This is a genomic window from Paenibacillus sp. E194 (assembly GCF_000935845.1).
In the GTDB taxonomy this organism is placed as follows: Bacteria; Bacillota; Bacilli; order Paenibacillales; family Paenibacillaceae; genus Paenibacillus_B; species Paenibacillus_B alvei_B.
In genome coordinates this window covers 1-22,364 of the sequence record NZ_JMDX01000053.1, presented here as the reverse complement: position 1 = coordinate 22,364, position 22,364 = coordinate 1, and the positions used below count along the sequence as shown (strand labels likewise).

General features: G+C 45.5%; 19 protein-coding genes, 1 pseudogene and 1 riboswitch. Of the genes and pseudogenes, 15 read left to right on the top strand and 5 right to left on the bottom strand.

Going from position 1 to position 22,364, the window contains the following annotated elements:
* The first annotated feature begins 62 nt into the window (after positions 1-62).
* From AZ66_RS09895 to AZ66_RS09875, 5 genes are all read left to right on the top strand, one after another.
* Positions 63-884 carry an alpha/beta hydrolase gene (locus tag AZ66_RS09895; protein ID WP_044354700.1) on the top strand — a complete coding sequence of 274 codons (822 nt, stop codon included), beginning with the start codon at positions 63-65 and terminating at the stop codon, positions 882-884.
* Positions 885-1,112: 228 nt separating this feature from the next.
* On the top strand, positions 1,113-2,171 hold the full coding sequence (locus AZ66_RS09890) for a fatty acid desaturase (protein WP_044354698.1): 1,059 nt from the start codon (positions 1,113-1,115) through the stop codon (positions 2,169-2,171).
* A 68-nt stretch (positions 2,172-2,239) separates the two neighbouring features.
* Positions 2,240-3,370 carry a sensor histidine kinase gene (locus AZ66_RS09885; protein WP_044354697.1) on the top strand — a complete coding sequence of 377 codons (1,131 nt, stop codon included), beginning with the start codon at positions 2,240-2,242 and terminating at the stop codon, positions 3,368-3,370.
* Positions 3,367-3,966, top strand: coding sequence for a response regulator transcription factor (locus AZ66_RS09880; RefSeq protein WP_021261013.1), 600 nt, complete (start codon positions 3,367-3,369; stop codon positions 3,964-3,966). The genes AZ66_RS09885 and AZ66_RS09880 overlap by 4 nt, the downstream gene beginning before the upstream one ends.
* Before the next feature lie 119 nt (positions 3,967-4,085).
* Positions 4,086-4,514 (top strand): NUDIX domain-containing protein, encoded by a 429-nt coding sequence (locus AZ66_RS09875; RefSeq protein ID WP_021261012.1) that lies wholly within the window; start codon positions 4,086-4,088, stop codon positions 4,512-4,514.
* Positions 4,515-4,714: 200 nt separating this feature from the next.
* Here the strand turns inward: AZ66_RS09875 and AZ66_RS09870 are convergent, their stop codons facing one another.
* Positions 4,715-5,275: a DUF1273 domain-containing protein gene (locus AZ66_RS09870; RefSeq protein WP_044354696.1), complete on the bottom strand. Its 561-nt coding sequence runs from the start codon at positions 5,273-5,275 to the stop codon at positions 4,715-4,717.
* A 406-nt stretch (positions 5,276-5,681) separates the two neighbouring features.
* Between AZ66_RS09870 and AZ66_RS09865 the strand changes: the two genes are divergently transcribed.
* Both AZ66_RS09865 and AZ66_RS09860 read left to right on the top strand, forming a co-directional pair.
* On the top strand, positions 5,682-6,335 hold the full coding sequence (locus AZ66_RS09865) for a DUF6612 family protein (RefSeq protein WP_231586808.1): 654 nt from the start codon (positions 5,682-5,684) through the stop codon (positions 6,333-6,335).
* A gap of 168 nt (positions 6,336-6,503) precedes the next feature.
* A complete protein-coding gene (locus AZ66_RS09860; RefSeq protein ID WP_044354694.1) occupies positions 6,504-7,277 on the top strand; it encodes a DUF6612 family protein in 774 nt (257 codons plus the stop codon).
* 168 nt (positions 7,278-7,445) lie between these two features.
* Here the strand turns inward: AZ66_RS09860 and AZ66_RS09855 are convergent, their stop codons facing one another.
* The 4 genes from AZ66_RS09855 to AZ66_RS09840 all read right to left on the bottom strand — a co-directional run bounded on the left by AZ66_RS09855 (position 7,446) and on the right by AZ66_RS09840 (position 12,432).
* Positions 7,446-8,357, bottom strand: coding sequence for an S-layer homology domain-containing protein (locus AZ66_RS09855; RefSeq protein ID WP_044354693.1), 912 nt, complete (start codon positions 8,355-8,357; stop codon positions 7,446-7,448).
* Between the two features lie 57 nt (positions 8,358-8,414).
* Positions 8,415-10,040, bottom strand: a complete 1,626-nt coding sequence (locus AZ66_RS30510; protein WP_231586807.1) for a CAP-associated domain-containing protein — start codon at positions 10,038-10,040, stop codon at positions 8,415-8,417.
* A gap of 210 nt (positions 10,041-10,250) precedes the next feature.
* Positions 10,251-10,340: riboswitch (cyclic di-GMP riboswitch) on the bottom strand.
* Positions 10,341-10,813: 473 nt separating this feature from the next.
* Positions 10,814-11,995: a macrolide family glycosyltransferase gene (locus tag AZ66_RS09845; protein WP_044354692.1), complete on the bottom strand. Its 1,182-nt coding sequence runs from the start codon at positions 11,993-11,995 to the stop codon at positions 10,814-10,816.
* The gene (locus tag AZ66_RS09840) at positions 11,992-12,432 is read right to left on the bottom strand and encodes a helix-turn-helix transcriptional regulator (RefSeq protein WP_044354691.1); all 441 of its coding nucleotides are present in this window, start codon (positions 12,430-12,432) and stop codon (positions 11,992-11,994) included. Before AZ66_RS09840 ends, AZ66_RS09845 begins: the two co-directional genes overlap by 4 nt.
* A 675-nt stretch (positions 12,433-13,107) precedes the next feature.
* Between AZ66_RS09840 and AZ66_RS09835 the strand changes: the two genes are divergently transcribed.
* The 8 genes and pseudogenes from AZ66_RS09835 (at position 13,108) to AZ66_RS09800 (ending at position 22,291) form a co-directional block, all read left to right on the top strand.
* Positions 13,108-14,631 (top strand): ABC-F family ATP-binding cassette domain-containing protein, encoded by a 1,524-nt coding sequence (locus tag AZ66_RS09835; protein ID WP_044354689.1) that lies wholly within the window; start codon positions 13,108-13,110, stop codon positions 14,629-14,631.
* Between the two features lie 149 nt (positions 14,632-14,780).
* Positions 14,781-15,249 (top strand): annotated as a pseudogene (locus tag AZ66_RS09830) (OsmC family protein).
* Positions 15,250-15,343: 94 nt separating this feature from the next.
* The gene (locus AZ66_RS09825) at positions 15,344-15,982 is read left to right on the top strand and encodes a DUF1349 domain-containing protein (RefSeq protein ID WP_044354688.1); all 639 of its coding nucleotides are present in this window, start codon (positions 15,344-15,346) and stop codon (positions 15,980-15,982) included.
* A 256-nt stretch (positions 15,983-16,238) separates the two neighbouring features.
* Complete coding sequence (locus tag AZ66_RS09820) at positions 16,239-16,988, top strand: ABC transporter ATP-binding protein (RefSeq protein WP_044354687.1); 750 nt, start codon at positions 16,239-16,241, stop codon at positions 16,986-16,988.
* A 14-nt stretch (positions 16,989-17,002) separates the two neighbouring features.
* A complete protein-coding gene (locus AZ66_RS09815; RefSeq protein ID WP_044354685.1) occupies positions 17,003-18,967 on the top strand; it encodes an ABC transporter permease in 1,965 nt (654 codons plus the stop codon).
* A 166-nt stretch (positions 18,968-19,133) separates the two neighbouring features.
* On the top strand, positions 19,134-20,603 hold the full coding sequence (locus AZ66_RS09810; RefSeq protein WP_044354683.1) for a sensor histidine kinase: 1,470 nt from the start codon (positions 19,134-19,136) through the stop codon (positions 20,601-20,603).
* Positions 20,581-21,195 carry a response regulator transcription factor gene (locus tag AZ66_RS09805; RefSeq protein ID WP_021261635.1) on the top strand — a complete coding sequence of 205 codons (615 nt, stop codon included), beginning with the start codon at positions 20,581-20,583 and terminating at the stop codon, positions 21,193-21,195. The genes AZ66_RS09810 and AZ66_RS09805 overlap by 23 nt, the downstream gene beginning before the upstream one ends.
* 220 nt (positions 21,196-21,415) lie before the next feature.
* Entirely contained in the window at positions 21,416-22,291 is an 876-nt protein-coding gene (locus AZ66_RS09800; protein WP_044354681.1) for a radical SAM/SPASM domain-containing protein, read from the top strand.
* Positions 22,292-22,364 lie beyond the last annotated feature (73 nt).

Sequence of the window (22,364 nt, the reverse complement as noted above, 5' to 3'; positions counted from 1 at the left end):
AGTATAATATTGGCCTCGGCAGAGTCATCGGAATTCATTCCGTACAATAGGGGGGAACCAGCATGAAAGTAGCAGAACAACCGATTACGCTGCCGCGTACTACGGTTTACAATATGGTATCCACGCATACGAACCGAGATTATCGAATTAGTGTTAGTGTTCCCGAGGGCGAAGCTCCTTCGGAGGGATACCCGGTTCTGTATGTGCTCGACGGCAACGCGTTATTTCCTCTTTGCGCGGAGTCGGCTCGCGTGTTGAAGGGGCGAGGCATTCGAGGCTTCGGCCCTCTGGTTGTTGTAGGGATTGGATATTTGACGGAAGGAAACTTTCCTGCAGATCGCTTCTATGAACTGACACCTCCAACGGATCGCGCATCCTTGCCGCCAAGACCAGGCGGGGAGGAGTGGCCGCCAACTGGAGGCGGCGACAACTTCCTTCGCTTCATCGAGGAAGAGCTGAAGCCTGCAATCGAAGAGGCGTATCCGATTGATCGTTCGAAGCAGGCTTTGTTCGGTCATTCACTCGGTGGCTTATTCACACTGAATACGATGTTCACGAAGCCTGATCTGTTCCAGACTTATATTGCTGGCAGCCCCTCTATCTGGTGGAGCAATCGCTGCGTGCTGGAGGCGGAGAGGGCATTTACGGCGAACCGTACTGTAGAGTCTGATCCAACCCCTGTGCGGCTGCTCATGACCATTGGGGAAGAGGAAGCCTCACATCCGAATCGGATGCTACATAATGCGGAGGAGATGTACCAGCGCTTGAAGACGCTGGAGGAGAACGGCTTGTTCGTGGATTTTCACGTCTTCCCCGGCGAAGGGCATTTATCGGTGCTTCCCGGCTTGATCGGACGCGCAATCCGATTCGCGCTTCATAAATAAGAAGTAACAAGCAGCCTGCTGACCTATTTCAGCAGGCTGCTTATTTGTTTGCGGATCGGCGCGCCTATGTTTGCAAGTTTTAACGTGACATATATGACATTTATCATGTCCCTTATCTGACGTTTATGACTACTGCGAATGACACGGATTCTCTATACTTAAAATAATTAAGTATGGGTTCATGCGATATCACCTATGTTCGTTAACAATTTAGGGGGAACTGACACGATGGCCGATTCGAAGCTTACTAACTTGAAGAAGGAAGTAGCGCCTTATGAACAGATCGATATGCGATCGAGCATTCGACAAATATGCAATACGATTTTACCGCTCTTGGTTCTGTGGTATGCCGCTTATGCGAGTCTTACGGTCTCATATTGGCTATCACTCGTGTTCATGGTCATGGCGTCCGGCTTCGTCATTCGGACATTTATTATATTTCATGACTGCTGCCACCAATCCTTTTTTAAGAGCCGGAAGGCAAACGATATTCTGGGAACGATTACAGGGGTGATCACCCTTGTACCGTACCAGCAATGGAAGAACAGTCACTCTATCCATCATGCCACAAGCAGCAACCTAGACAAGCGGGGAATTGGCGACATGTGGGTGCTGACGGTTGAGGAATACGAGGAGGCTTCCTGGTGGACGCGTCTAGCTTATCGTGTATACCGCAATCCAGTGGTCATGCTCTGTATCGGGCCGATTGCCATCTTCCTGATTACGTATCGCTTCAATGTTAAAGGTGCGAAGCGTAAGGAACGAGTGAATACGCACATTACGAATATTGGAATTGTAGTGTTATATGCATTGCTGTGTTGGGCCATTGGTTGGCAGGCATTTCTGATGATCCAAGGGCCAATCTTCATCTTGTCGGGCATGCTCGGCATCTGGCTGTTCTATGTGCAGCATCAATTCGAGGAGACGTACTTCGAGCATGAGGATGAATGGAGCTACGTGAAGGCGGCGGTAGAAGGAAGCTCCTATTACAAGCTGCCGAAGTTGCTGCAGTGGATTACCGGCAACATTGGCTTCCATCATGTGCATCATCTTAGTCCGAAGGTGCCGAACTACAATTTGGAGAAGGCGCATGATGCGTCCATTCCGCTGCAGAAGGCAACGACGATCACCTTGCGTACGAGCCTGAAATCGCTCCGATTCCGACTATGGGATGAAGAGAGAAAGGTATTCGTTAGCTTCAAGGAACACAAGCAGATGCTGCTGCAGAAGTCAGGTCGCATTAGAAGCTCTATCAAGCCGCCAAGAGCGGGGATTCAAGGGGAATAATGAGCACGGCTTGGCATCATTATGGTAAGATACAATTAAATATGGCAAGAGGAAGGAGGAAGACAACCATGCAGAAGTGGTATCACATATTTCACAGGAGTACGGGATTGAGCCCGTACGTGTGGGTTGTCTTTTATATCCTTCCTTTTTACTTTATATTTCGGGCCTCTTCGCCATACGAAGTTGGTATTGGCGTAGTCATGATACTGGCGTTTTTCGGCTGCTATGTGTTGTCGTTTGTATCAAAAGGATGGTGGGTCTACTTTTGGACCTCCTTCCAAGTGATTATCTCCATTACGATGACCGTACTGTTCGGATACGTATATTTCGCACTGTTTCTAGCGTTCTTTATCGGTAATATTCAGCACAAAATCGGCTTTATTACGTTATATACCATCCACTTGATCAGTACGATTGTGACGATCAACTATGGATTTGTAACGAAGAATCCGGTGCTCATCACGCAGCTGCCATTCGTTCTTGTCAGCATGATCGGAGTTATCCTGCTCCCAGTAACGACTTATAATCGCAACAAGCGAGATAAGCTGCAAGGAGAGCTGGAGGATGCCAACAAGCGGATTGCGGATCTGGTGAAGCTTCAGGAGCGACACCGCATTGCACGTGATTTGCATGATACGCTTGGTCAGAAGTTGTCACTCATCGGCCTGAAGAGTGATCTTGCAGGCAAGCTTATTCATAAGAATCCCGGACGTGCCCAAGCAGAAATCAATGATGTGCGGCAGACAGCGAGAACGGCCTTGAAGGAAGTACGGGAACTGGTGACACAAATGAGGGGAACGCGGCTGGAGGATGAGCTGTTTCGCATCAAGCAAATTTTGAAGGCGGCTCAAATTGAGTTTAGCCTAGAAGGCGGTAAGCCTGCGAATATCTCGCTTCTTTATGAAAATGTACTCAGTATGTGTCTAAAAGAAGCGGTTACGAACATTGTGAAGCATAGCAATGCGACGTCCTGTTCAATTCAATTTGAATCTTCGCAAGCAGAACTTAAGGTTAAGGTGCAGGATAACGGTGTTGGAATGGACACCAGCCTTCAGTCGACAGGCAATGGCTTGCTTGGAATGAAGGAACGGCTTGAGTTCATTAACGCAAGTATGGACATTGTATGTGATCAAGGTACGGCCATCATCATGCAAGTGCCGATCGTGACGAAGCAGCCTATTAAGGAGGTGGGGACGTGATACGTATTGTCATTGCGGAAGATCAGCGGATGCTGCTTGGAGCGCTAGCGTCTCTGCTGGATTTGGAAGAAGATATGAGTGTTGTCGGGCGGGCAAGCAATGGGGATGAGGCCGTGAAGCTCGTTCATGAGCACAATCCAGATATATGCCTGATGGATATTGAGATGCCAGGGAAGAGCGGGCTGGATGCCGCTGAGGAACTGAAGGGCGCAGGCTGCAAGGTTGTAATCCTAACGACCTTTGCCCGTCCGGGATATTTCGAGAGAGCCGTGAAGGCAGGCGCGAATGGATATCTGCTCAAAGACAGCCCGAGCGAGGAACTGGCAGATTCAATCCGCAGCATTATGGCAGGCAGACGGATCTATGCTTCTGAACTGGTAGATGAAGCATACTCGGAGGAGAATCCGCTGACAGAGCGGGAGAAGGAAGTGCTTTGTCTGATTGCAGACGGCAAGAATACGAAGGAAATTGCCTCTGAGCTGTATATCACGACAGGAACCGTGCGCAACTATATTTCAGTTATTCTCGACAAGCTTAATGTGGGTAATCGCATCGAGGCGATTACGCGGTTTAAGGAGAAGGGCTGGTTCAAGTAAGGCTAAATATCGATAGAAATGGAGGAGTGCGCTCAATGCGCGACTCCTCTTTTTGTGAAACCATTGCATAACCTAAATAGTCTAATGATGGTGAAAATTCGATTAAGGAGTGATTGGTAATGACAGTTACAAATCATACAACAGCAATTCCGAAATTAGGTGTAGGAGCGGTAATTCGCAATCACAATGACAAAATTCTGTTGGTCAAGCGCAACCGGAACCCGGAAAAAGGAACATGGAGCATTCCTGGCGGCAAGCTGGATATGTACGAATCGTTAGAGGAATGCGTTATCCGTGAGGTTAAAGAGGAAGTTAACCTTGATATAACGGTGACCCAATTGCTATGTACAGCGGAAACGATCCGTCCCGAAAATGATGAACACTGGGTGTCCCTCATCTACGATACGACAGTACAGGGAGGAGAAGCACGCAATAATGAGGCAGATGGAGCAATTGGAGATATGCGTTGGTTTTCTCTGGACGAGCTGCCCGAGCAATTGGCCTGCTTTACAAAGCCTGCAATAGATCGGTTGCTAGAAAAAGCTTGAATCCAGATTTAATTCAGTGCGTCTAGGGGAATGGACGGTGTGCAACATTTTCCGGGAAATAATGTGGCGGAGTGACAAAACAGAACAAAACTGCTAACAGCAACAGGATTCTTGTATCCTGTTGCTGTTGTTATTTCGAGGAACGATTGTTACACTAACAGGCAGCAAAATTTCAAAAACTGCAAAACGAAACTTACTCCTCATTCGAAGAACATGCTGCTTTGCTCCTCATCTGCAATCGCTTGAATTTCTTCTGATCCGATATTGATATAGACGTAGCCTTCTTCTTCTTGCTTCTTCAAGGCGCGTTCCTTGGTATACTTCGGACTTGCCTCTCCCGAATCCTCATCATAGACGAGCAGAATGCCATCTGTCTTGCGGAACAGCAGCTCGTCCCTTGCGATGAACTGCCATTTGCCACTGTAGGGGGCATTACTCACCGTGCCATAGTAATCGATTCCGCGCATAATTTCTTCGAAATAGGTTTGCTTCTCCTCGCTCCACTGTGCTTCAGGATTGGCGTACGCCGTAATAATGGAACATTTCAACTGCGGATAATGTTGTTTCAGCGAGATAGCAGCTTCGCAAGCCCATAAATCGACTCCATACTGGCCAGGTGTGATGACCCATTCTAATCCTTCTTCAATAAGCGGAATAAGGCGAGATTCTATCGCTTTGCGTATATAGGGAACTCCCTGATGTTTATTGTTATAAATGCCGAGTTCGTGAGCTCGGTAGCCGGTAACGAGTAAATTTTTCAATGTATGATTCCTCCGAGAATGTATCTATATATGTATGATTATAGACGGTAGAACTAAAAATGATAAATCATACAGGGAGTGGGACTAAATAGCTAGTTCATTCATCAATTTGACACATGTTTTAGTTCTAAAATCCCTGTTACAGAGACGTGTGGATTGGTTAATATGAGTAAGTATACTAACATTTAGGGGGAAAAAGTTTTGAAAAATGGGTTGCACTATTGTTGGGGGCAATATTAGTAGTAAGCATGACGGCTTGCGGAGATAAAAAGACGCTGCTGGAGCAAACAGCTCTTCTACAGCACAGACGACAACCGAGACAGAGAAAAAAGATGCTCCGGTTCCATCTGTCGATGAACTTATTCAAAAATCAATTGATGCAAGCAAATCGCTCAAGGACTTCTCTATGGAAAGCCAAGTGAAGCAAGGTCTTACGGTTAGCCAAGGTGAACAGAAGCAAGAGCAAAATACGGAAATAAAACTGAAAAGCGACATGACAAAGGAGCCTTTCAAACTGCATCAAGAAATGACAATGAACGTAGCGGGTCAAGGTGAGCAAAAAATCGTTCAGTATATTACGAAGGACGGCATTTATTCGCAAGTGAACGGGCAATGGACGAAGATGCCGGATGACATGAAGGCACAAATTCTTGAAGGTGCGGAGAAAGGGGCAAGCCCAGAGCAGTCCCTGGAACGCTTCAAATCGATTGCGAAAGATACGAAGGTATCCGAAGAGGGAACTAACTATATCTTGACGGCGGAATTGTCCGGTGACGGGATGAAGGAACTGGCGAAGTCGTTGATGACCCAATCTGGTTCTAACAGTAATCCACAAATGGAAGCAATGATTGAACAAATGAAGATTAAAAGCATCAAAATGAAGTTTGGTGTCAACAAGGAGTCGTACCTGCCGACGATATCCGATGTTGATATGTCTATGGAAGTAGAAGAGCAAGGGCAGAACGTTGCTCTCGATATGGTCATGACAAGCACATTCTCCAAGCATAACGAGATTGGCGAAATTAAGGTGCCACAAGAAGTATTGGACAGTGCTAAGTAATCACAGTGTATAGCCTAGACCGTCGAATCTATGGATTCGGCGGTTTTTTATTGCGTAAGTAGTCCTATTCTACTAGTTGCTCTATCGGAATAGGGCTACGCTCACTTTGTCTGTCAATCTATATTGGTTAATATGAGGGAGCATACTAACTTTGGGAGGCAGACGGTTTTGAAAAAGTGGACAGCAGCACTCGTAGCGATCATGGTAGTACTAGGCATTACAGCATGCGGTAACTCAACACCTACGGCAGGAGAATTGATTCAAAAGGCTACGGATGCGGATAAAACGTTGAAGAGCTATTCAATGGATGTCCATGTTGAGCAAGTGAATGGGATTCAAGGCGACAGCAGCAAAGAAGAAAAATCGGATATTAGAATCAAAACTGACTTCACAAAGGAACCGCTTGGTTTCTATCAAGATACGTCTATTGTGTCAGACCAAACGAACCAAACGATTAAACAATACTTCACCAAAGAAGGAGCATACTCTCAGGTCAATGGCGAATGGGCGAAAGTTCCGGATGAGTTGAAGGGCCAGTGGGAAACGAATATTAAAAGCCAAATGAGCTTGACGCAAAATCTCGACAAATTCAAGCCGCTAGAGAAAGATTCGAAGATTACCGAGGAAGGCAACGAATACATCATGACTACGGATGTATCAGGCGATAAAGGCAAGGAGTTGGCGAAGACGCTGTTGTCCGAGTCATCTGGTGAAGAAGCTGCGGAAGCGCTTGGCAAGATGAATGTTAAGACGCTTACCATGACATATGGCGTGAATATGGAAACCTACTTCCCGACAAAGAGCGACTTTACACTTGTGCTCGAAGGGGAAGAGAATGGACAGAAGATTTCGATCAGCATGAAGGTGACAAGCACAATTACGAAGCATAACGAAGTGGCTGAAATTAAAGTGCCGAAGGATGTTATCGACAACGCTCAATAAGATATGATTTCGATTATCGATGAAGAAAGAAAATAAAGTTATAGACTGAGAAAATATAGTTCCGACGGCATTGCTGTTATCACGCGGTACACCCCGTAAAAGGAAAAAAGAAGCAGAGATCCTATGTGACAATCTAGGATCTCTGCTTTTTGTGTCATGATGAATATCTTATTGCTCGTGTATCACGCGGTACAAGACGAGTGCCGCCTGCGCTCGAGTGAGCGTTCCCGCCGGATCAAGTTTGTTATCGGTGGTTCCTTTGATAAGTCCTTTGCTCACTGCGTACACAACGGCTGTCTTTGCATCCTGTGAGATGTATGCTTCATCCTTAAATCCAAGCGAAGCGCTTGAATGGGACAGATCAATTTTCAATGCCCGCGTAAGCATCACGACCATTTCTTCGCGAGTAATCGGTTTACGTGCCCCAGGCTCTGCAATCCGCTGTTCCCAAGTCTTTTCGTTATTCGTCAAGCGATCAAGCAAGGTGGCGAACTCCGCTTGGGTAATAACTTCGTTCGGCTTGAATGTGTGTATGCTGTCTTTGCCGCGCATCAGTCCGTGAGCTGCAATGACTTCAATTTCATCCTTTGCCCAATGTGCAGTAAGATCATCGAAGGATCTTGCATGCTCTGCAATCGTGTAGGTGCCGAACTGCGTGATCTGGAAGGAAATATGCTTCTTATCAGCTGCCTTCATTCCGGCCAGTTTATAGCTCCAAGCATTGGTTGTTACGCCTTGAGCTTCTGCGTACACGCCTGCCTTACGAATATCTTTTGTAGCTTCCATCAGCTTCAAGGAGATTTCCAACAGGATATTCTTTGCTTCTTGCGGCCCACGGATCGTGATCATCGGAGACGTAAAGGTCGTCTCGCTATGATGCTTGCTAAAACCTTTGTCCTTATGCTCTGCAAGAGACACCACAAGCTCGAGTCCGCTCGTTCCGATGAGTTCCACAATAGACTTATTCGGAATGGTAATATCGAATTCGGCTGTAGACAGAAGCAAATCCTTGCCTGATTCCTGCAGCAGTTTGGCGGCCGATTTGTCCAGCGTGAAGGAGACTTCATTGTAATCCTTCATGCTTACATCGCTAATATCGGGTTGAACCTGCTTGGCATTTTTGTCCTGCAGCTGTTTTTACACGGTATTCGCATCTATCTTGAACTCCGCATTCACTGCATGCTCCTTCATCGTCTCTGCCAGTAATCCTGCCTTCATCGTCTTACCGGCTGGAATTGTTCCCACAGAAGTCGAAGGTGTAGAACTACTAGAACCTCTAGAGCCTTCAGATGAGGAAGACGAAATAGGCAACTCTGGCTTCGGATTCGGAACAGACGGCTTGATGACATCAACGGTAGACGAGTGAATGTAACCGATTCGGATCCGTTCATTGTTTGCGTTGAACAGATTCGCATTTACAAGATTGAAGGTATATTTCCCTTCTTGGTCGCTCAAGAAAGCGATGGTTGCTATGTCGCCGTCTCCTTCATAAGCGCCTCCGTTGAGATTTACGGAGTAATCCAATTGCTTCTGGCCATTAGGTAAATCGGTTATGTTCTTTGTCGTGATAAGTGGGACATCCGGATAGTTCAACTTTTGATAGGTAGCCATCGTAACGCTTGGCTTTATATCTAAGAGAGTCAAGCGGCTGTCATAAGTAAGACTGAATGAAGCTGAATATACTGCTTCCGACACAGAATATTCGACCTTTACATCGAATGGATCTCCTGTCAGAACCTTAGATTTGCTGAGGCTAGGAGATACAACATCGGGATCGGGCTTTTTATCGTCGACGGAATTCTGCGTGACGAAGTTCTGTGTGTAATATACATTTGAATTCCCCCCGAAGTACACACCCACCCCTAGATGAGAAAAGTCTCCCAAAATATTCGAACGATGTCCTTTCGAGTTCATCCAGTTCCCGTGAACGAAGATGGCACTCGACTGTCCAGCAGCAATGTTTTCCCCTGCCTTTTGGTATACGATTCCGTCCGCCTTCAGCCGATCGAACGGTGATTTGCCGTCCGGATTGTTATGATCGAAGAAGCTTCTCAGCCCCATATCGTCGCTATGCTTGCGAGCAGTTCCCGCAGCCTTTTCATTCCACTTCAATGGCTTCATGCCCTCGCGGACACGCACAGCATTAGCCAAATCGAGGATTTGTTGCTCAAAGCTTGTCTGCAATCGCTTGCTAGGCGTGCCAAAGTACCCCTTGAACGCCAGTTCCACATCCTGGGCAATAAATTGGACAGCCGTCACCGTATTCCCTTGATGGAGATCATAGAACACGGTTGCATACATACCGCCGACCTTGTGCAGGCTATATTGTCCGCTGTTGTCCATATTGTAAATCGTATTGCCTTTCCTAATTTGACTGAGGGAAGATCCGAAGGCTACCTCTACCTCCTGCTTGGTTGAACCGAATCCAATGCTGCCATAAGAATCATTCGCATTCGTATAGAGTGCAACGACCTTGTGATCCTGAACACCAACTTGTAAGTAATGTTTATAATCCTGATTGTAAATATACCACTCGAAGCCATATTCACTTAGATCCTTGCGAACCGGCAGTCCGATTTTTTGGAATAGTTGATCCTCGCTCATTCCTATGGTGATGCCTTGCAGTTGGTCTGCCCCTGCCTGCGGAGCATTGTTCGTTTTCGTGACAGTAATCTTACTACCGACCAGCTTATCCGCTGCATAAAGGGTCGGCTGATAGATAAGTATCCCGGCTAACAGCGCAGCGCTAGCTGTAATCGTCATACGCCGCATTCTTCCTGCTTTAATGTGTTTATGCTGTTCTTGGTACATTGCGTTGTTGGTTGCTGTACAACATGGCCGCATCATTTCATCTCCTATTCTTTTACATTCTGCGATCAAATGAGATGAACAGCGGGGACGTTTTACAATAGCACAAAAAAAGCGCCACCCTAATGGCAGCGCACTAAAAAAAGACGCACGTAATGTCGCAATTAGGGCAACCCGGCTGTCATCGCATTGTGAAATACATTAGACCCGTGGCTTTGCGTCCCCTGCTTTCGCTAGGGTTTGCCATTATCCAAATGTTACAGATTAAATGTCTATAGTAACATGTTAATGAACAGCTTGTATACAACTGTGCCTATAGGTACGCAAAATTCATCAAGTACCACGTCTATCAACCCAGTACGATATTTATGTTAGTCATGCACTTCTTCAATGAAGCTGCCCCATTTTAAAAAAGGATCACGAAAGTGATCGATCTACTATTCTCTCATTCAGGCTACCAGCAGTATCTATGCAGAAAAGACCTCGCAATGGGAATGATCTGCTTGCTCCGGGAATACATATGTGATGTACGAGTTATCGCTCGGCAATTGTCTTTTTCATTGGCTCTCCCAGTCTACAACATTATTTTCATCTAACAGTCGAGACCATATTTCTAAGGCTATTTCCATTGAATTCAGTTAGATTGAAGACAAACTCCCGTGATATACTATACCGCGGGATTCTTTATGTTTTTTGTCTATAGTTCAATACGTAATTATCGGACACCATTAAGATTTCACTTCAATTTTAGTTAGAATCACATTGGCCGCTTCTACTACACCACCAGCATTCTGAAAAGTTTCTGACAGTTTTTGCGCATTTTCCTGATATGTCCGATTCGTCAACACCTCAGATACCGCTGCTGCCACATATTTTGGCTTCTTTCCTTTCAACTTTAAACCTGCACCCAGTTGAGCAACCCGATCAGCCACTAATCCTTGTTCGCTATGTTGCGGAAATAAAACCATTGGAACTCCAAAATACAGGCTTTCATTCGTACTATTCATACCGCAATGGGTAATAAATACATCTGCTGTCTGTAATATCGATATTTGATCTACGACGTTTTTCACTGTGAAATTTATTGGTATGTTGCCAAGAGAAGCAATTTCCGTTTTTTCACCAACTGACATCACAACATCATAGTCCGTATCTGCAAATGCCTGGATAATGTTTTGGTAAAAAGCTTGATTTTGATTCAGTATCGTCCCAAGGGAAATGTAGATTAGTTTTCTATCCCTTTTAATATTCTGTACCGACGGAGACTGCTTGATGGAAGGTCCGACAAAAGCATATCGCTCAGAAAACGTATCCGCCATCGGTTGGAATTCTTTCGTGGTATAGACAATGGTGTCTGTTTCATTATTATTTTGAACAATCGATACAAAATTCTCTATTTCATACCCATGATTCTTTAACAACTGAATTTTTCTGTTCATTCGGGGCAAACCCACGATCATTCTCCATAAATCGATGAAACCACGCTTCATCAGTTTCGCAGTATACTGGTTAAAAGCAAAGGTAGTAGTCGAACAAACATATGGAATTTCTAGTTTTTTAGCAAATAATTTTCCCCAAAAGCATATAGAGTCGGATACAATACAATCCGGCTGAATTTCCCTTAATTCCTTACATACCTTCTCATCCAAAGCGATGGTCGTATCGGCAACCATCTCAATTAATGCTGTAAAATCTTTGCCAACCTTACGATCCATTTCCTTTTGTGATAGCTGGGGCAAGAACTCATCACAAGCAATAAATGCAGCACCAGCACCTTCTATTTTTTCCTGAAACTCTAGAAAGGAATAGTACCAAACTTGATGGCCTCTATTGACTAACTCGGCTACCACCGGAATGGTCGGATTGGTATGACCATGCGCGGGTATCGAAAAAAATACAATTTTGCTCATTCTGATTCATCTACCTCCCGCTCCGCTTTTTGGATCATCTCTACAAATTCCATGAAATGATTACTTTTTAAGAGAGCAATTCCTTTTGTTGCATCTTCTCCCAAGACAATCAGCTTATCACCAGCTTGAATCTGATACATTTCGCGTGCCTGTTTAGGAATGACAATCTGTCCCCGATCTCCTACTTTCACAACACCAAAGAACTGCTTCCCCTTGGGAGCGAGCTGATTCGCCGCTTCTTCACTCATATCACGGGATAATTGATCTAAGGTTACTTGAAAAAGTTCAGCGAGTATCCTGCATTTAAAAATATCGGGCAAGGCCTCCCCGTTTTCCCACTTTGCTACGGTCTGTCGTGATACGTTTACCTTCTCAGCTAATTGTTCCTGACTGAATTTATGCTTTTTACGCAACACACGAATATTCATACCAATCATATTTTTCATCTCCGTATACATTAAATATATAGAAGAACCAAGGTGGAAATCTATCAACAGTTCGCAACAGTTTATGTTAAGAATTGTGGCGAAGTATTCATACACTTCGATTTTGCGGGTCAAATGAACCTAAGGTACAAGCTCGTCCAAGAACGCCTCGTGTCCAATACTCCTGCACTGTAATTCGTCCATATCATATCAAATTAATACAGTAATGAACGGCGGTTTTTGCATATTCTTGACAGGACGAGCCATGATCGTGTATGATTTTCCTCGTAATACCATTTTATGATGATGAGGATTAGAAAGGGGATGGCGGTATTGTCAACTGTTCTTCAACGGAAATTGGCTTAAGACGGGAGAAGTCTGCCCATTTTTAGCTTAACGCCAAATCGAAGAACAGTGGATAAAGAACCGATTCCTTTTTTCATATACAAGTATGCGTTCATGAACTTTGGGTGCAGAACCAAGCGGAACCAACAGACACGGTCTGTTCGTATTGGCCTGCAGCACTAAGGACATATTGAACTACCTATTATGGGCTATTTGTATAGGGCAAGGCGATTCGTTCGCCTTGCCCTTTTTTGCATACACACAAGCAAATACTTTCTTTATGAAGCTGTTCTCTCGCCTGGCGTTGAGCATCATTAACGCACATGCAAAGGAGAGAATGAGATGAGTATGTTATCTGTAGAAGAAGTAACCCATTTTTATGGAGATAAACGAGTATTCCTCGATATTAGCTTCCGCTTGCTTCCGGGGGAGCATGCCGGAATTGTAGGCAGCAACGGTGCGGGCAAGTCAACATTGCTGCGCATTCTGTCCGGTGAGCTATTGCCGGATGCAGGGAAGGTGGAGTGGCTGCCTCATGTGAAGGTAGGTTATTTGCAGCAGCATATTGATCTGCAGCCTGGGATGACCGTGCTCGATTATTTGCGCGGGGCATTTGGCCACCTCTATGCTATGGAACAGAACTTGATGGAGCTGGCACACAAGATGGCCGAAGATGCTGACAATCTGGAGTTGTGGCTTGCCAAGTATGGGGAGCTTCAGCATCGACTGGAGTATTCGGGATTTTATGAGATTGAAGTGAAGCTGGAACAGATCGCAGCTGGCTTAGGGCTGCTTGATATTGGTCTTGATCGAGATGTCGAGAAGTTGAGCGGAGGTCAGCGCACGAAGCTGCTTCTAGGGAGATTGCTCTTGGAAGAGCCTCATGTGCTCCTGCTGGATGAACCGACGAACTATTTGGATGAGGTGCACATTGATTGGCTGAAGGGCTATTTGAAGGGGTATAAGCAAGCCTTCTTGGTCATTTCCCATGACAGTTCTTTCTTAAATGAAATTGCCACGTCGATCTTCCATGTCGAACACCAGAACATTAAGCGTTATGTCGGAAATTATGAGGCATTCCGCAGTGTATACGAGCTTAATAAATTGCAGCAGCACGAAGCGTACAGCAGACAACAGAAGGAAATTTCCAGACTCGAAGATTTTGTCCAGAAAAATAAGATTCGCAAGGCGAAGCAGGCCAAGAGCCGTGAGAAGATGCTTGAACGCATGACGCGGATTGATCGCCCAACTTCTGGTTCGAAGCCGCGATTTTCCTTCCAAGTTCATGTGGAGCCAGAAGGTAGAATTATGAGGGCTGAACAGCTGCAAATCGGCTATGCGAAGCCGCTATGCTTGCCTCTGAATCTGTCGATGAAACGAGGAGAGAAGATTGCGATTGTCGGTCATAATGGGGTTGGCAAGACAACGCTGCTTAAGACGCTGCTTGGGGAATTAACCCCACTGCATGGCAATGTTCGTCAAGGAGAGCGAGTGAAGGTCGCTTATTTTGCCCAGGAGCTGTTCGTATCCGACGAGTCCGCGCTTGATCAATTATGTGCATTCCGTACAGACATGACACATCAGCAGATACGCAAGCTGCTTGCGATGACTGGGTTGACAGAGGAGCATATTCGGCAGCCGCTCAGCTCGCTAAGCGGCGGAGAGCAGGCTAAGGTGCGATTATGCGAATTGATGCTGACGGACAGCAATGTGCTCGTGTTGGATGAACCGACGAATCACTTGGATACTCGGGCGAAGGAGGCCCTTATAGAGGCACTGCGCAGCTACAATGGTTCAGTGCTGCTGGTATCTCATGAGCCTGACTTTTATGCAGATTGGGTTACACAGGTGTGGTCGTTGAAGTAAGGGCCACTCGGTTTGCAGATCGACCATAGTAGGGAGATTGCAGAAAGCTGCAGTCTCCTTCCCTAAAGGGAAGCAAGATAACATTCATACTATTCATATTTATAACTGTGATATAATGTTGGTTAAAATAGGAAGGCGAGGTTATGTGAATGCCACTTGAAACATTTACTGCTTCTGCACATCTGCAAAAGGGAATGGTTGTAAAGGCAAGATCACGGAATTTCGAGATTACGATTGACGAGCCAAAATCGCTAGGCGGTACGGATACGGCAATGAATCCGGTTGAAGTCGTGCTGTGTGCGTTAGGCGCCTGCCAGTCCATCGTGGCAAGAGCGTATGCCCGTAAATTCAATATTGAGCTGGAGGAATTTTGGGTGGAGCTTGAGGGGGATTTGGATACGGATGGTTTCATGAACAAATCCGATGTGCGCCGGGGCTATTCCGAAATTCGCTATAACATCCATGTGAAGAGCAATGCTTCCTATGAGCAGGTCGAACAATTCGTACAGTTCATTGAGCGCACATGCCCGGTTGGGGATACGATTAGTGCATCCCCTGTGTCGCCTTGTATTGAATGGCATTATTTTGGAACAGGGCTCTCCGCAAGTCACTTCATAAAGACGGAGATGCACCGTAATCTTAATTGCGCCCTGTACAGTAGGGATGATTCCTCCTATGATGGAAGAGAGACTACGACATGGAGGCAATACAGATGAGCAATTCAATTCGGCTGCATGAAAATTTTAAACATGAACAATTGAACATGAACTTGACATGGTACTCGCCGCCTCGAGCGTGGGAGATCAATCAAGATTCTGCAAAACTCATTGTTCGCACCGCCAAAGAAACTGACTACTGGCAAAAAACACATTATGGTTTTCAAGTCGATAACGGACATTTTCTATATACAGAAATTGAGGGAAACTTCAGGCTGACAACGAAGGTATATTCCTATCCTGTCCACCGTTATGACCAAGCGGGCTTAATGGTTCGATACTCGCCAGACACTTGGCTCAAAACATCTGTAGAGTATATTCCAGATGGGAGCAATAAGCTCGGCGCAGTCGTCACGAACCATGGGTATTCCGATTGGTCGACACAAGAAGTGGATAATGGAGATGCTCCGGTCTACTTCCGTATTTCCCGGATTGGCAACGACTTTTATGTCGATTACTCACTGGATGGTTCCGCTTGGAAGCAGCTTCGCATGACCCATTTGTTCGAGCAGGAGTCGGAGCCAATTCAAGTGGGCATCTATGCGTGCAGTCCGCAAGGTGAAGGGTATGAGGCACATTTTGATTACATCACGATTGAAGAACTCTCTGATGATCGAACTCAAGTGTATGCTTAATGTGTTCCTGTATGGAGGGTGTTTTTTACGTTACTGCCTTTGATGCAGCTGATAGATTCGAAAAAGGTCGAGTTAGTGGGTACATCTTATACCCGAACTCGACCTTTTTATTTTTCCTTGTGCTTCGTACTGTATTTGACGATTGCCTCTACTCTACGTAAACTCATTCGAACCTCTTTTTGCGTGAATTGCTCATGTCTTTCTATCCTAAAAAATTTAAGGTGTATATATACAAACATATAGAAAGGGAGATTTTATGCAGAGCCTGCTGCAAGCAAAGGGTGTAACCAAACGATACAATTCCGTACAGAAACCTGCTTTGAACGGAATATCTTTTGACGTGCAAGTTAGGGAATTTATCGGCATCATGGGGGCATCTGGCTCCGGGAAAACGACACTGCTTAATGTATTATCCACCATTGACACGCCGACAGACGGGGAAATTACCATTAACGGTGTAGATATCAGTAAACTCGACGATACCCGTTCAGCAGATTTCCGTAACGAGCATCTTGGATTTATTTTTCAGGAATACTTTTTGCTGGACAGTCTAACGGTCTTGGAGAATATTGCTGTCCCCCTTGCTTTGAAAGGGTTGTCCGAAGGGGAAATCGACCGTTCCATACGTTCCTTGGCCGAACGCTTCGGCATATCCCAGCAGCTTGGGAAATATCCCAGTGAGTTGTCCGGCGGACAGAGGCAGCGGGTTGCGGCAGCAAGAGCCATTATTAAGAAGCCTGCGATCTTATTCGCGGACGAACCGACCGGAGCACTGGATTCCAATTCGGCCACCGAATTACTTCGAACGTTAAGCGAAGCTAACGAAGAATTGGGCACAACCATTCTGATGGTGACTCATGACGCGTACGCTGCAAGCTTTGCCAAGCGTATCCTGATTTTTAAGGATGGGCGGATTTTTAATGAGCTTGAACGCAAGACTCAAGATCAGCGCTCCTTTTATGAAACCATTCTGGAGCAGATTACGCTGTTGGATGAATCGCGCTAAAAAGAGGTGTTGTAATGAAGTTAATGACTATAGCTTTTAAAAATGTAAGGAAAAATCTATCGTTCTACTCGCTCTATCTATTTTCAGTCGCTCTTATTTTGACGGTTTTTTTCACCTTTATGTCATTTTCGCTAAATGACATCATGATGTCCAAAATTTCGGAAGACGGCCGGGTAGAAACCATGACACGCACCATCTCCGTTTTTTTAATGGCCTTTGTATTATTTTATATGTCCTATTCAAATCAATTTTTTATGAAGCGACGGATGAAGGAACTGGGCATTTATACGCTGCTAGGTTACCGAAAGTCTGCCATGCTTGCATTATTGACCATTGAGAACATCCTGATCAGTTTAGGAGCTCTTCTTATCGGGATCACTATGGGAGCGTTGGCCCACAAAGGAATCGTTGCAGGGGTCTCCTTGCTGCTGAATTTAGAGATTAATACCTCATCTATCCCGTTATTTAACGGAAAGGCCGTGTTTTATAGCGCTGTATTTGTCTTTGCGGTTATTCTGGTGCTCAGCTTGTCCAACTGGAGGCTGCTTCGCAAAACGACGCTGTTAAGTCTTGTCCGGCTTGAAAAAACAGTTGAAAAACCGATCAAGGTTCGCGTTTCTGCGGCCATATTGGGGTTGTTGCTCATGATTTCTGGCGATTTGTTAGCTATTGATGTCATACGGGGCAAAGAGTCTCTGTGGAAATCCATCGGTGTTGCTCCGATGGGGCTGTCAATGGTGCTGATGATTGCAGTCGGGACTTCATTTGTTATTTATTCCTTTCTTCCGTATCTGTTCCGTAAGCTGGAACATCGGAAAAGCCTGCTGTACAAAGACATTGCAATTGTCACGATACCCAAGTTTATTTACCGTATCCGAACCAACGCAAAAACCTTGATTATGCTGTCCCTGCTGATTGCCGGTACCTTGGGCGTATTCGGTTCTACAGCGTTGACCATGTACTATCCCGTGGCGGCAGTGAATCGCATCATTCCGTCTGCGCTGGAGTTCCCGCTTGAGAAGCCGGAACAGGCAGATCGAGCTGTTCAAGCATTAAATGAGGCAATCGGTTCCGAGCAGTTTACAGTTCAACAATCTACGCTTATAAAGATCCAATCCCAATCGGACAACCTTCCAGCAGAATATGCCTTGGGGAGGGAGCCGGGATTTGAACTGATGGCTTTGTCGGACTATAATCGGTTATTGCATCAGCAAGGCAAGAAAGCGGAATATACACAATTGGAAGAGACCCACAGCATTTTGATTAAATACCGTTCCGATCCGAAGCAGAGAGATGTCGGACAAATCTACCGGCTGTCTCTTCCTGATAACCAATTACTTGATATCACTGTACGGGACACAACGCTGTCAAATCCAATCGGATTTAATATCAGTGTAGGCACTCTGATCGTTTCAGATGAGATTTATCATCGTTTATCCGGGCTTGGACTCCCCGAGATTTCGGTCATGAGCATAGATGGCAAGAATTTAAGAGATAGCAAGGCGGCTTATGAGGCTCTGCGTCCAGTCTTGAAGGACAATCCTTATTTCGCGAGCTCTTATGCTCGGACGTATGACATCATGTCAGGCAACAGTTCCACCTTTTTATTGCTTGGCTTTCTGACAGTACTCTTCTTCATAGCGGCGGGAAGCATCCTGTATTTTCATAACATCTCGGCCGTCTCCTACGAGCAGAGTGATTATGAAATCCTCGGTAAAATGGGTTACAGTAAGAAGAAGATTAAGAAAGTGATACGAAATCAGATTCTTGTGATGTATGCCATCCCATTCGGTATCGGCTTTATCCACAGCATTTGCGGGCTGATTTGCTATAAAGGGCTGCTCATCGACGATATTTTGGGACAAAGCTGGCAGATTTTTGTTCCGGTCGCAATGGCTCTAGTTATTGCCGGAGTTATATTCGGCATCTATTATTTGATTACAAGACGCACTTGTTATCGGACTGTATTTCCCTGGTAAATGGAGTTCAATTCATAGATTATCGAGGAAGGAGGCGATCCCTTTTCAAAACAGATATCTGTACAGACAAATACTGCTGATCGTTAATGAACTACTAATTATCGCTTACCTCGTGTATGGACATTTATCCGGTTTTCGGAGTGATATAGACGTTGCGGATGTGATCATGCTGGTGCTCATGTTTGTAATCACGCTGGATGCCGTATATATCAGCAGCATGAATCTGAAAAACAGCGGAGTATTGACCCGGTTTACGTGGCTGTTAATCTTGTCTGGCTGGTATACCTTACTAAGCATTGATTCGGGAGACGAGCAGATTGCCAAACTGCTCTCTTTCTGCGGTTCGGTGCTGTTATATGCAGTCTACCGATTTATATCTGCCTTTCTCTTTCAGGATGCGGCGTACTTATACAAAAAACAGGCCGACATCCTATTGAAAGTGGCTTGCGTGTTTACGGTATTTTTGGGCTTGTTCCAAGACTCATGGTTTCATTTGTTTTACTTGTTCCAGCTTGTGCTTAGCTTTGGAGTCGGCATTGGCCTGTGTTATGTACATCGGCAGCGGATTCTATTTGTCCTCCGCAACGAATGGAAGCAGTTCGGCGCTCCTGCTTTAACGGCAGCTCTGATTTTTTTCGGCTATGTGCTGTGCTTTGGTACAAACCCTGAATTCGTAGAGGGTCTTGGCATATATCCATTTCTCTTTCTGCCTTTATTAAGCATTCACCGGATTGCGCTAACACATGCGGAGGATTCCCCTGTCATGTTGTTTCGTGGGAAATCAATGCTCATTCTTATGGTCGGAATCATATCTCTGTTTAGCCTAATTACTCTGCTGTTGCGGCTTCAGCCAAGCGAATTTTTTGTCATTCTTCATGGAATGCTTTTGTGCATGCAAGCTTATACCCTGCTCTTGTATGTTTTTTCCAAGATCCAGTCGGACTCGGCATCCGACAGCTCGATGCAGAGCATGGACAGCCATTATGCGCGAACTTTGCTGCAGATCAAACGAGAGGAAGCGATCCAAAGAGATTTCTCGCATTACCTGCATGACGGTATTCTTCAGGATTTACTTTCTATTCGGAATATGATGAATAAATCAGATCGCACCGAAATCCGAGGGTTAATCATGGAGGCGTTGGATCGCCTAAATCTGTCGATCCGACAGCAGATGCAGGAGTACCAACCGGCCTTGCTCAATACCCTTACCTATAAAGAAAATTTGATAAATCTATTGAGTATGGTTCAGCAAACGTATCCTACAAGGAGATTTTCCATTTCATTTGAGTGCGACGATACTTTCTTTCTGGTAGAGCCATACAATTATATGATGTATCGTACGCTTAAGGAGCTTGCGGCCAATGCCTTTAAGCACTCAGGCGGAACTACTCTGGACATTCGTCTCTCTCTTCATCTTGAGCAGGTGGAGCTAAGGGTTCAAGATAACGGTATTGGCTTGAAGAATTTCGAACATGCAGGAGAGGGACTGCCCAAGGGATTGCAGTCGATTCGGGAACAGCTTGCTCTGATTAATGGCTCCATTACCTTGGAAGAGGCCCATGGTGGAGGATTGTGTATTACAGTAAAGTTCTTGATGAAAGGAGAGGGCTCATATGCACATTATCTTGATCGATGATCATGCTTTGTTCGCGAAAAGCCTAGAAATCGCATTGGAAGGCACGCCTGAAATCGAGCGGTTTCAATCCGTTTCGGACACTGCTCTGGCAGTTTCCGTGATCATCAAGGAGCAGCCTGATATTATATTGATGGATATCCATCTTAATTCTTCCGCCAGCGAGGACGGGATTATGCTTGCCAAAAAAGTGTTATGCGAAATTCCGAATGCCCGAATTGTTATGTTGACCGGCTATGATCTACCAGTATACAGGTATGAAGCTCAAAAGATCGGGGCGAAAGGATTCCTAAATAAGAATATGAATCCCGAAGAAGTAGTTCGTGCACTGCTGCAAATCCAAAACGGGGAGACTTATTTCCCTTCCTCCATCGATTTTATAGAGACGTTGACAGATAGTGAAAAGCAGATTCTCCAACTCTTAAGCGACGGATACAAGCGAAAAGAAATAGCCGGCAAGCTGCATATCAGTGAGCGGACAGTGTCGAATCATCTGCAGCATACGTTTGAGAAACTGAATGTAACCTCGTCGCTTGAAGCCGTTGCGAAAGGGATTCAGTTTGGCTACATACAGCCGATGTTCAAGATGATTTAATGGGATATTTCATAGGAAGGTCAATCAGCGTCTTTGAACGGCCAATCTGCTAGTCATGAGTGGTTTTCCTGCTATCGTCGGGGTCAAGCGTGATGGAATCATGCTCTTCCACGCTAGTTCCTGTATGTTCCGCCCAGTTTAAGTTGAATGCAGGGGCATTTTCGTGCATAGTAGAGGATGAGGATAGTACGGAACTACTACAATAGAATGGGGAACAATCTTGAAAACGTTCAAAAAAGTCTATATAGAGCTGACCAGTGTATGCAACTTGGCTTGTACGTTCTGTCCGCCGACAGAACGCAAAGCGAACTTCATGAAGCTGGATGCATTCAATCATATTCTAGATGAGATTAAGCCGCATACGAATCATATTTATTTGCATGTCAAAGGGGAGCCCTTGCTCCATCCGAAGATCGATGAATTATTAGATGCAGCCCATGAGAAGGGCTTTAAGGTCAACATTACAACGAACGGTACACTTATACGCAAGAACAAGCATAAGCTGCTGGGCAAGCCGGCGCTGCGCCAGATGAACTTCTCGCTTCATAGCTTCGATGGTCATATTGGCTCGGAGAACCGTGATAAGTATCTTGCTGATATTTTGGAGTTCGTGCGTGAAGCTAAAGAGCATAAGGTTATCTTCTCGTTCCGACTATGGAATTTGACGCAGGATAATAAAACGAACATGGAGCGCAATCGCAACCGCGAGACGCTTGAAATTATTGAAAAAGAATTCAATTTGGACTATCGAATTGAAGAGAAGATCGTTCCGGGCAGCGGTGTTAAGATTGCGGATCGTGTTTATTTGAATCAAGACCATGAATTTGAATGGCCAAGCTTGAGCGCTCCGGAGGATGAGGGCAAAGGCTTCTGCCATGCGCTTCGTTCCCAAGCAGCGATACTCGTGGACGGAACCGTTGTACCGTGCTGCCTGGATGGCGAAGGGGTTATTAATCTCGGTAATGTGAACCGTGACTCATTCTCGGAGATTGTTGAAAGTGAGCGAGCGAACAACTTGTTCTACGGATTCTCCCGCAGAGAAGCTGTGGAGGAACTGTGCCGCAAGTGTGGGTATCGCAAGCGGTTCGGCACATAGCGGAATGATGTAAATCTGAGCGACAGCAGCGAAGGTAAGTTCATGCCCTTCTCTCGAATACGTTAAATAGGAA

Excerpts from the sequence above, each read along its gene's own strand:
- AZ66_RS09835 (WP_044354689.1), top strand. The coding sequence starts at position 13,108 with ATGAGTATGTTATCTGTAGAAGAAGTAACCCATTTTTATGGAGATAAA.
- AZ66_RS09875 (WP_021261012.1), top strand. The coding sequence starts at position 4,086 with ATGACAGTTACAAATCATACAACAGCAATTCCGAAATTAGGTGTAGGA.
- AZ66_RS09845 (WP_044354692.1), bottom strand. The coding sequence starts at position 11,995 with ATGAGCAAAATTGTATTTTTTTCGATACCCGCGCATGGTCATACCAAT.
- AZ66_RS09865 (WP_231586808.1), top strand. The coding sequence starts at position 5,682 with ATGGAAAGCCAAGTGAAGCAAGGTCTTACGGTTAGCCAAGGTGAACAG.
- AZ66_RS30510 (WP_231586807.1), bottom strand. The coding sequence starts at position 10,040 with ATGACGATTACAGCTAGCGCTGCGCTGTTAGCCGGGATACTTATCTAT.
- AZ66_RS09895 (WP_044354700.1), top strand. The coding sequence starts at position 63 with ATGAAAGTAGCAGAACAACCGATTACGCTGCCGCGTACTACGGTTTAC.
- AZ66_RS09815 (WP_044354685.1), top strand. The coding sequence starts at position 17,003 with ATGAAGTTAATGACTATAGCTTTTAAAAATGTAAGGAAAAATCTATCG.
- AZ66_RS09810 (WP_044354683.1), top strand. The coding sequence starts at position 19,134 with ATGCTGGTGCTCATGTTTGTAATCACGCTGGATGCCGTATATATCAGC.
- AZ66_RS09890 (WP_044354698.1), top strand. The coding sequence starts at position 1,113 with ATGGCCGATTCGAAGCTTACTAACTTGAAGAAGGAAGTAGCGCCTTAT.
- AZ66_RS09885 (WP_044354697.1), top strand. The coding sequence starts at position 2,240 with ATGCAGAAGTGGTATCACATATTTCACAGGAGTACGGGATTGAGCCCG.
- AZ66_RS09855 (WP_044354693.1), bottom strand. The coding sequence starts at position 8,357 with ATGAAGGATTACAATGAAGTCTCCTTCACGCTGGACAAATCGGCCGCC.
- AZ66_RS09825 (WP_044354688.1), top strand. The coding sequence starts at position 15,344 with ATGAGCAATTCAATTCGGCTGCATGAAAATTTTAAACATGAACAATTG.
- AZ66_RS09805 (WP_021261635.1), top strand. The coding sequence starts at position 20,581 with ATGCACATTATCTTGATCGATGATCATGCTTTGTTCGCGAAAAGCCTA.
- AZ66_RS09820 (WP_044354687.1), top strand. The coding sequence starts at position 16,239 with ATGCAGAGCCTGCTGCAAGCAAAGGGTGTAACCAAACGATACAATTCC.
- AZ66_RS09840 (WP_044354691.1), bottom strand. The coding sequence starts at position 12,432 with ATGATTGGTATGAATATTCGTGTGTTGCGTAAAAAGCATAAATTCAGT.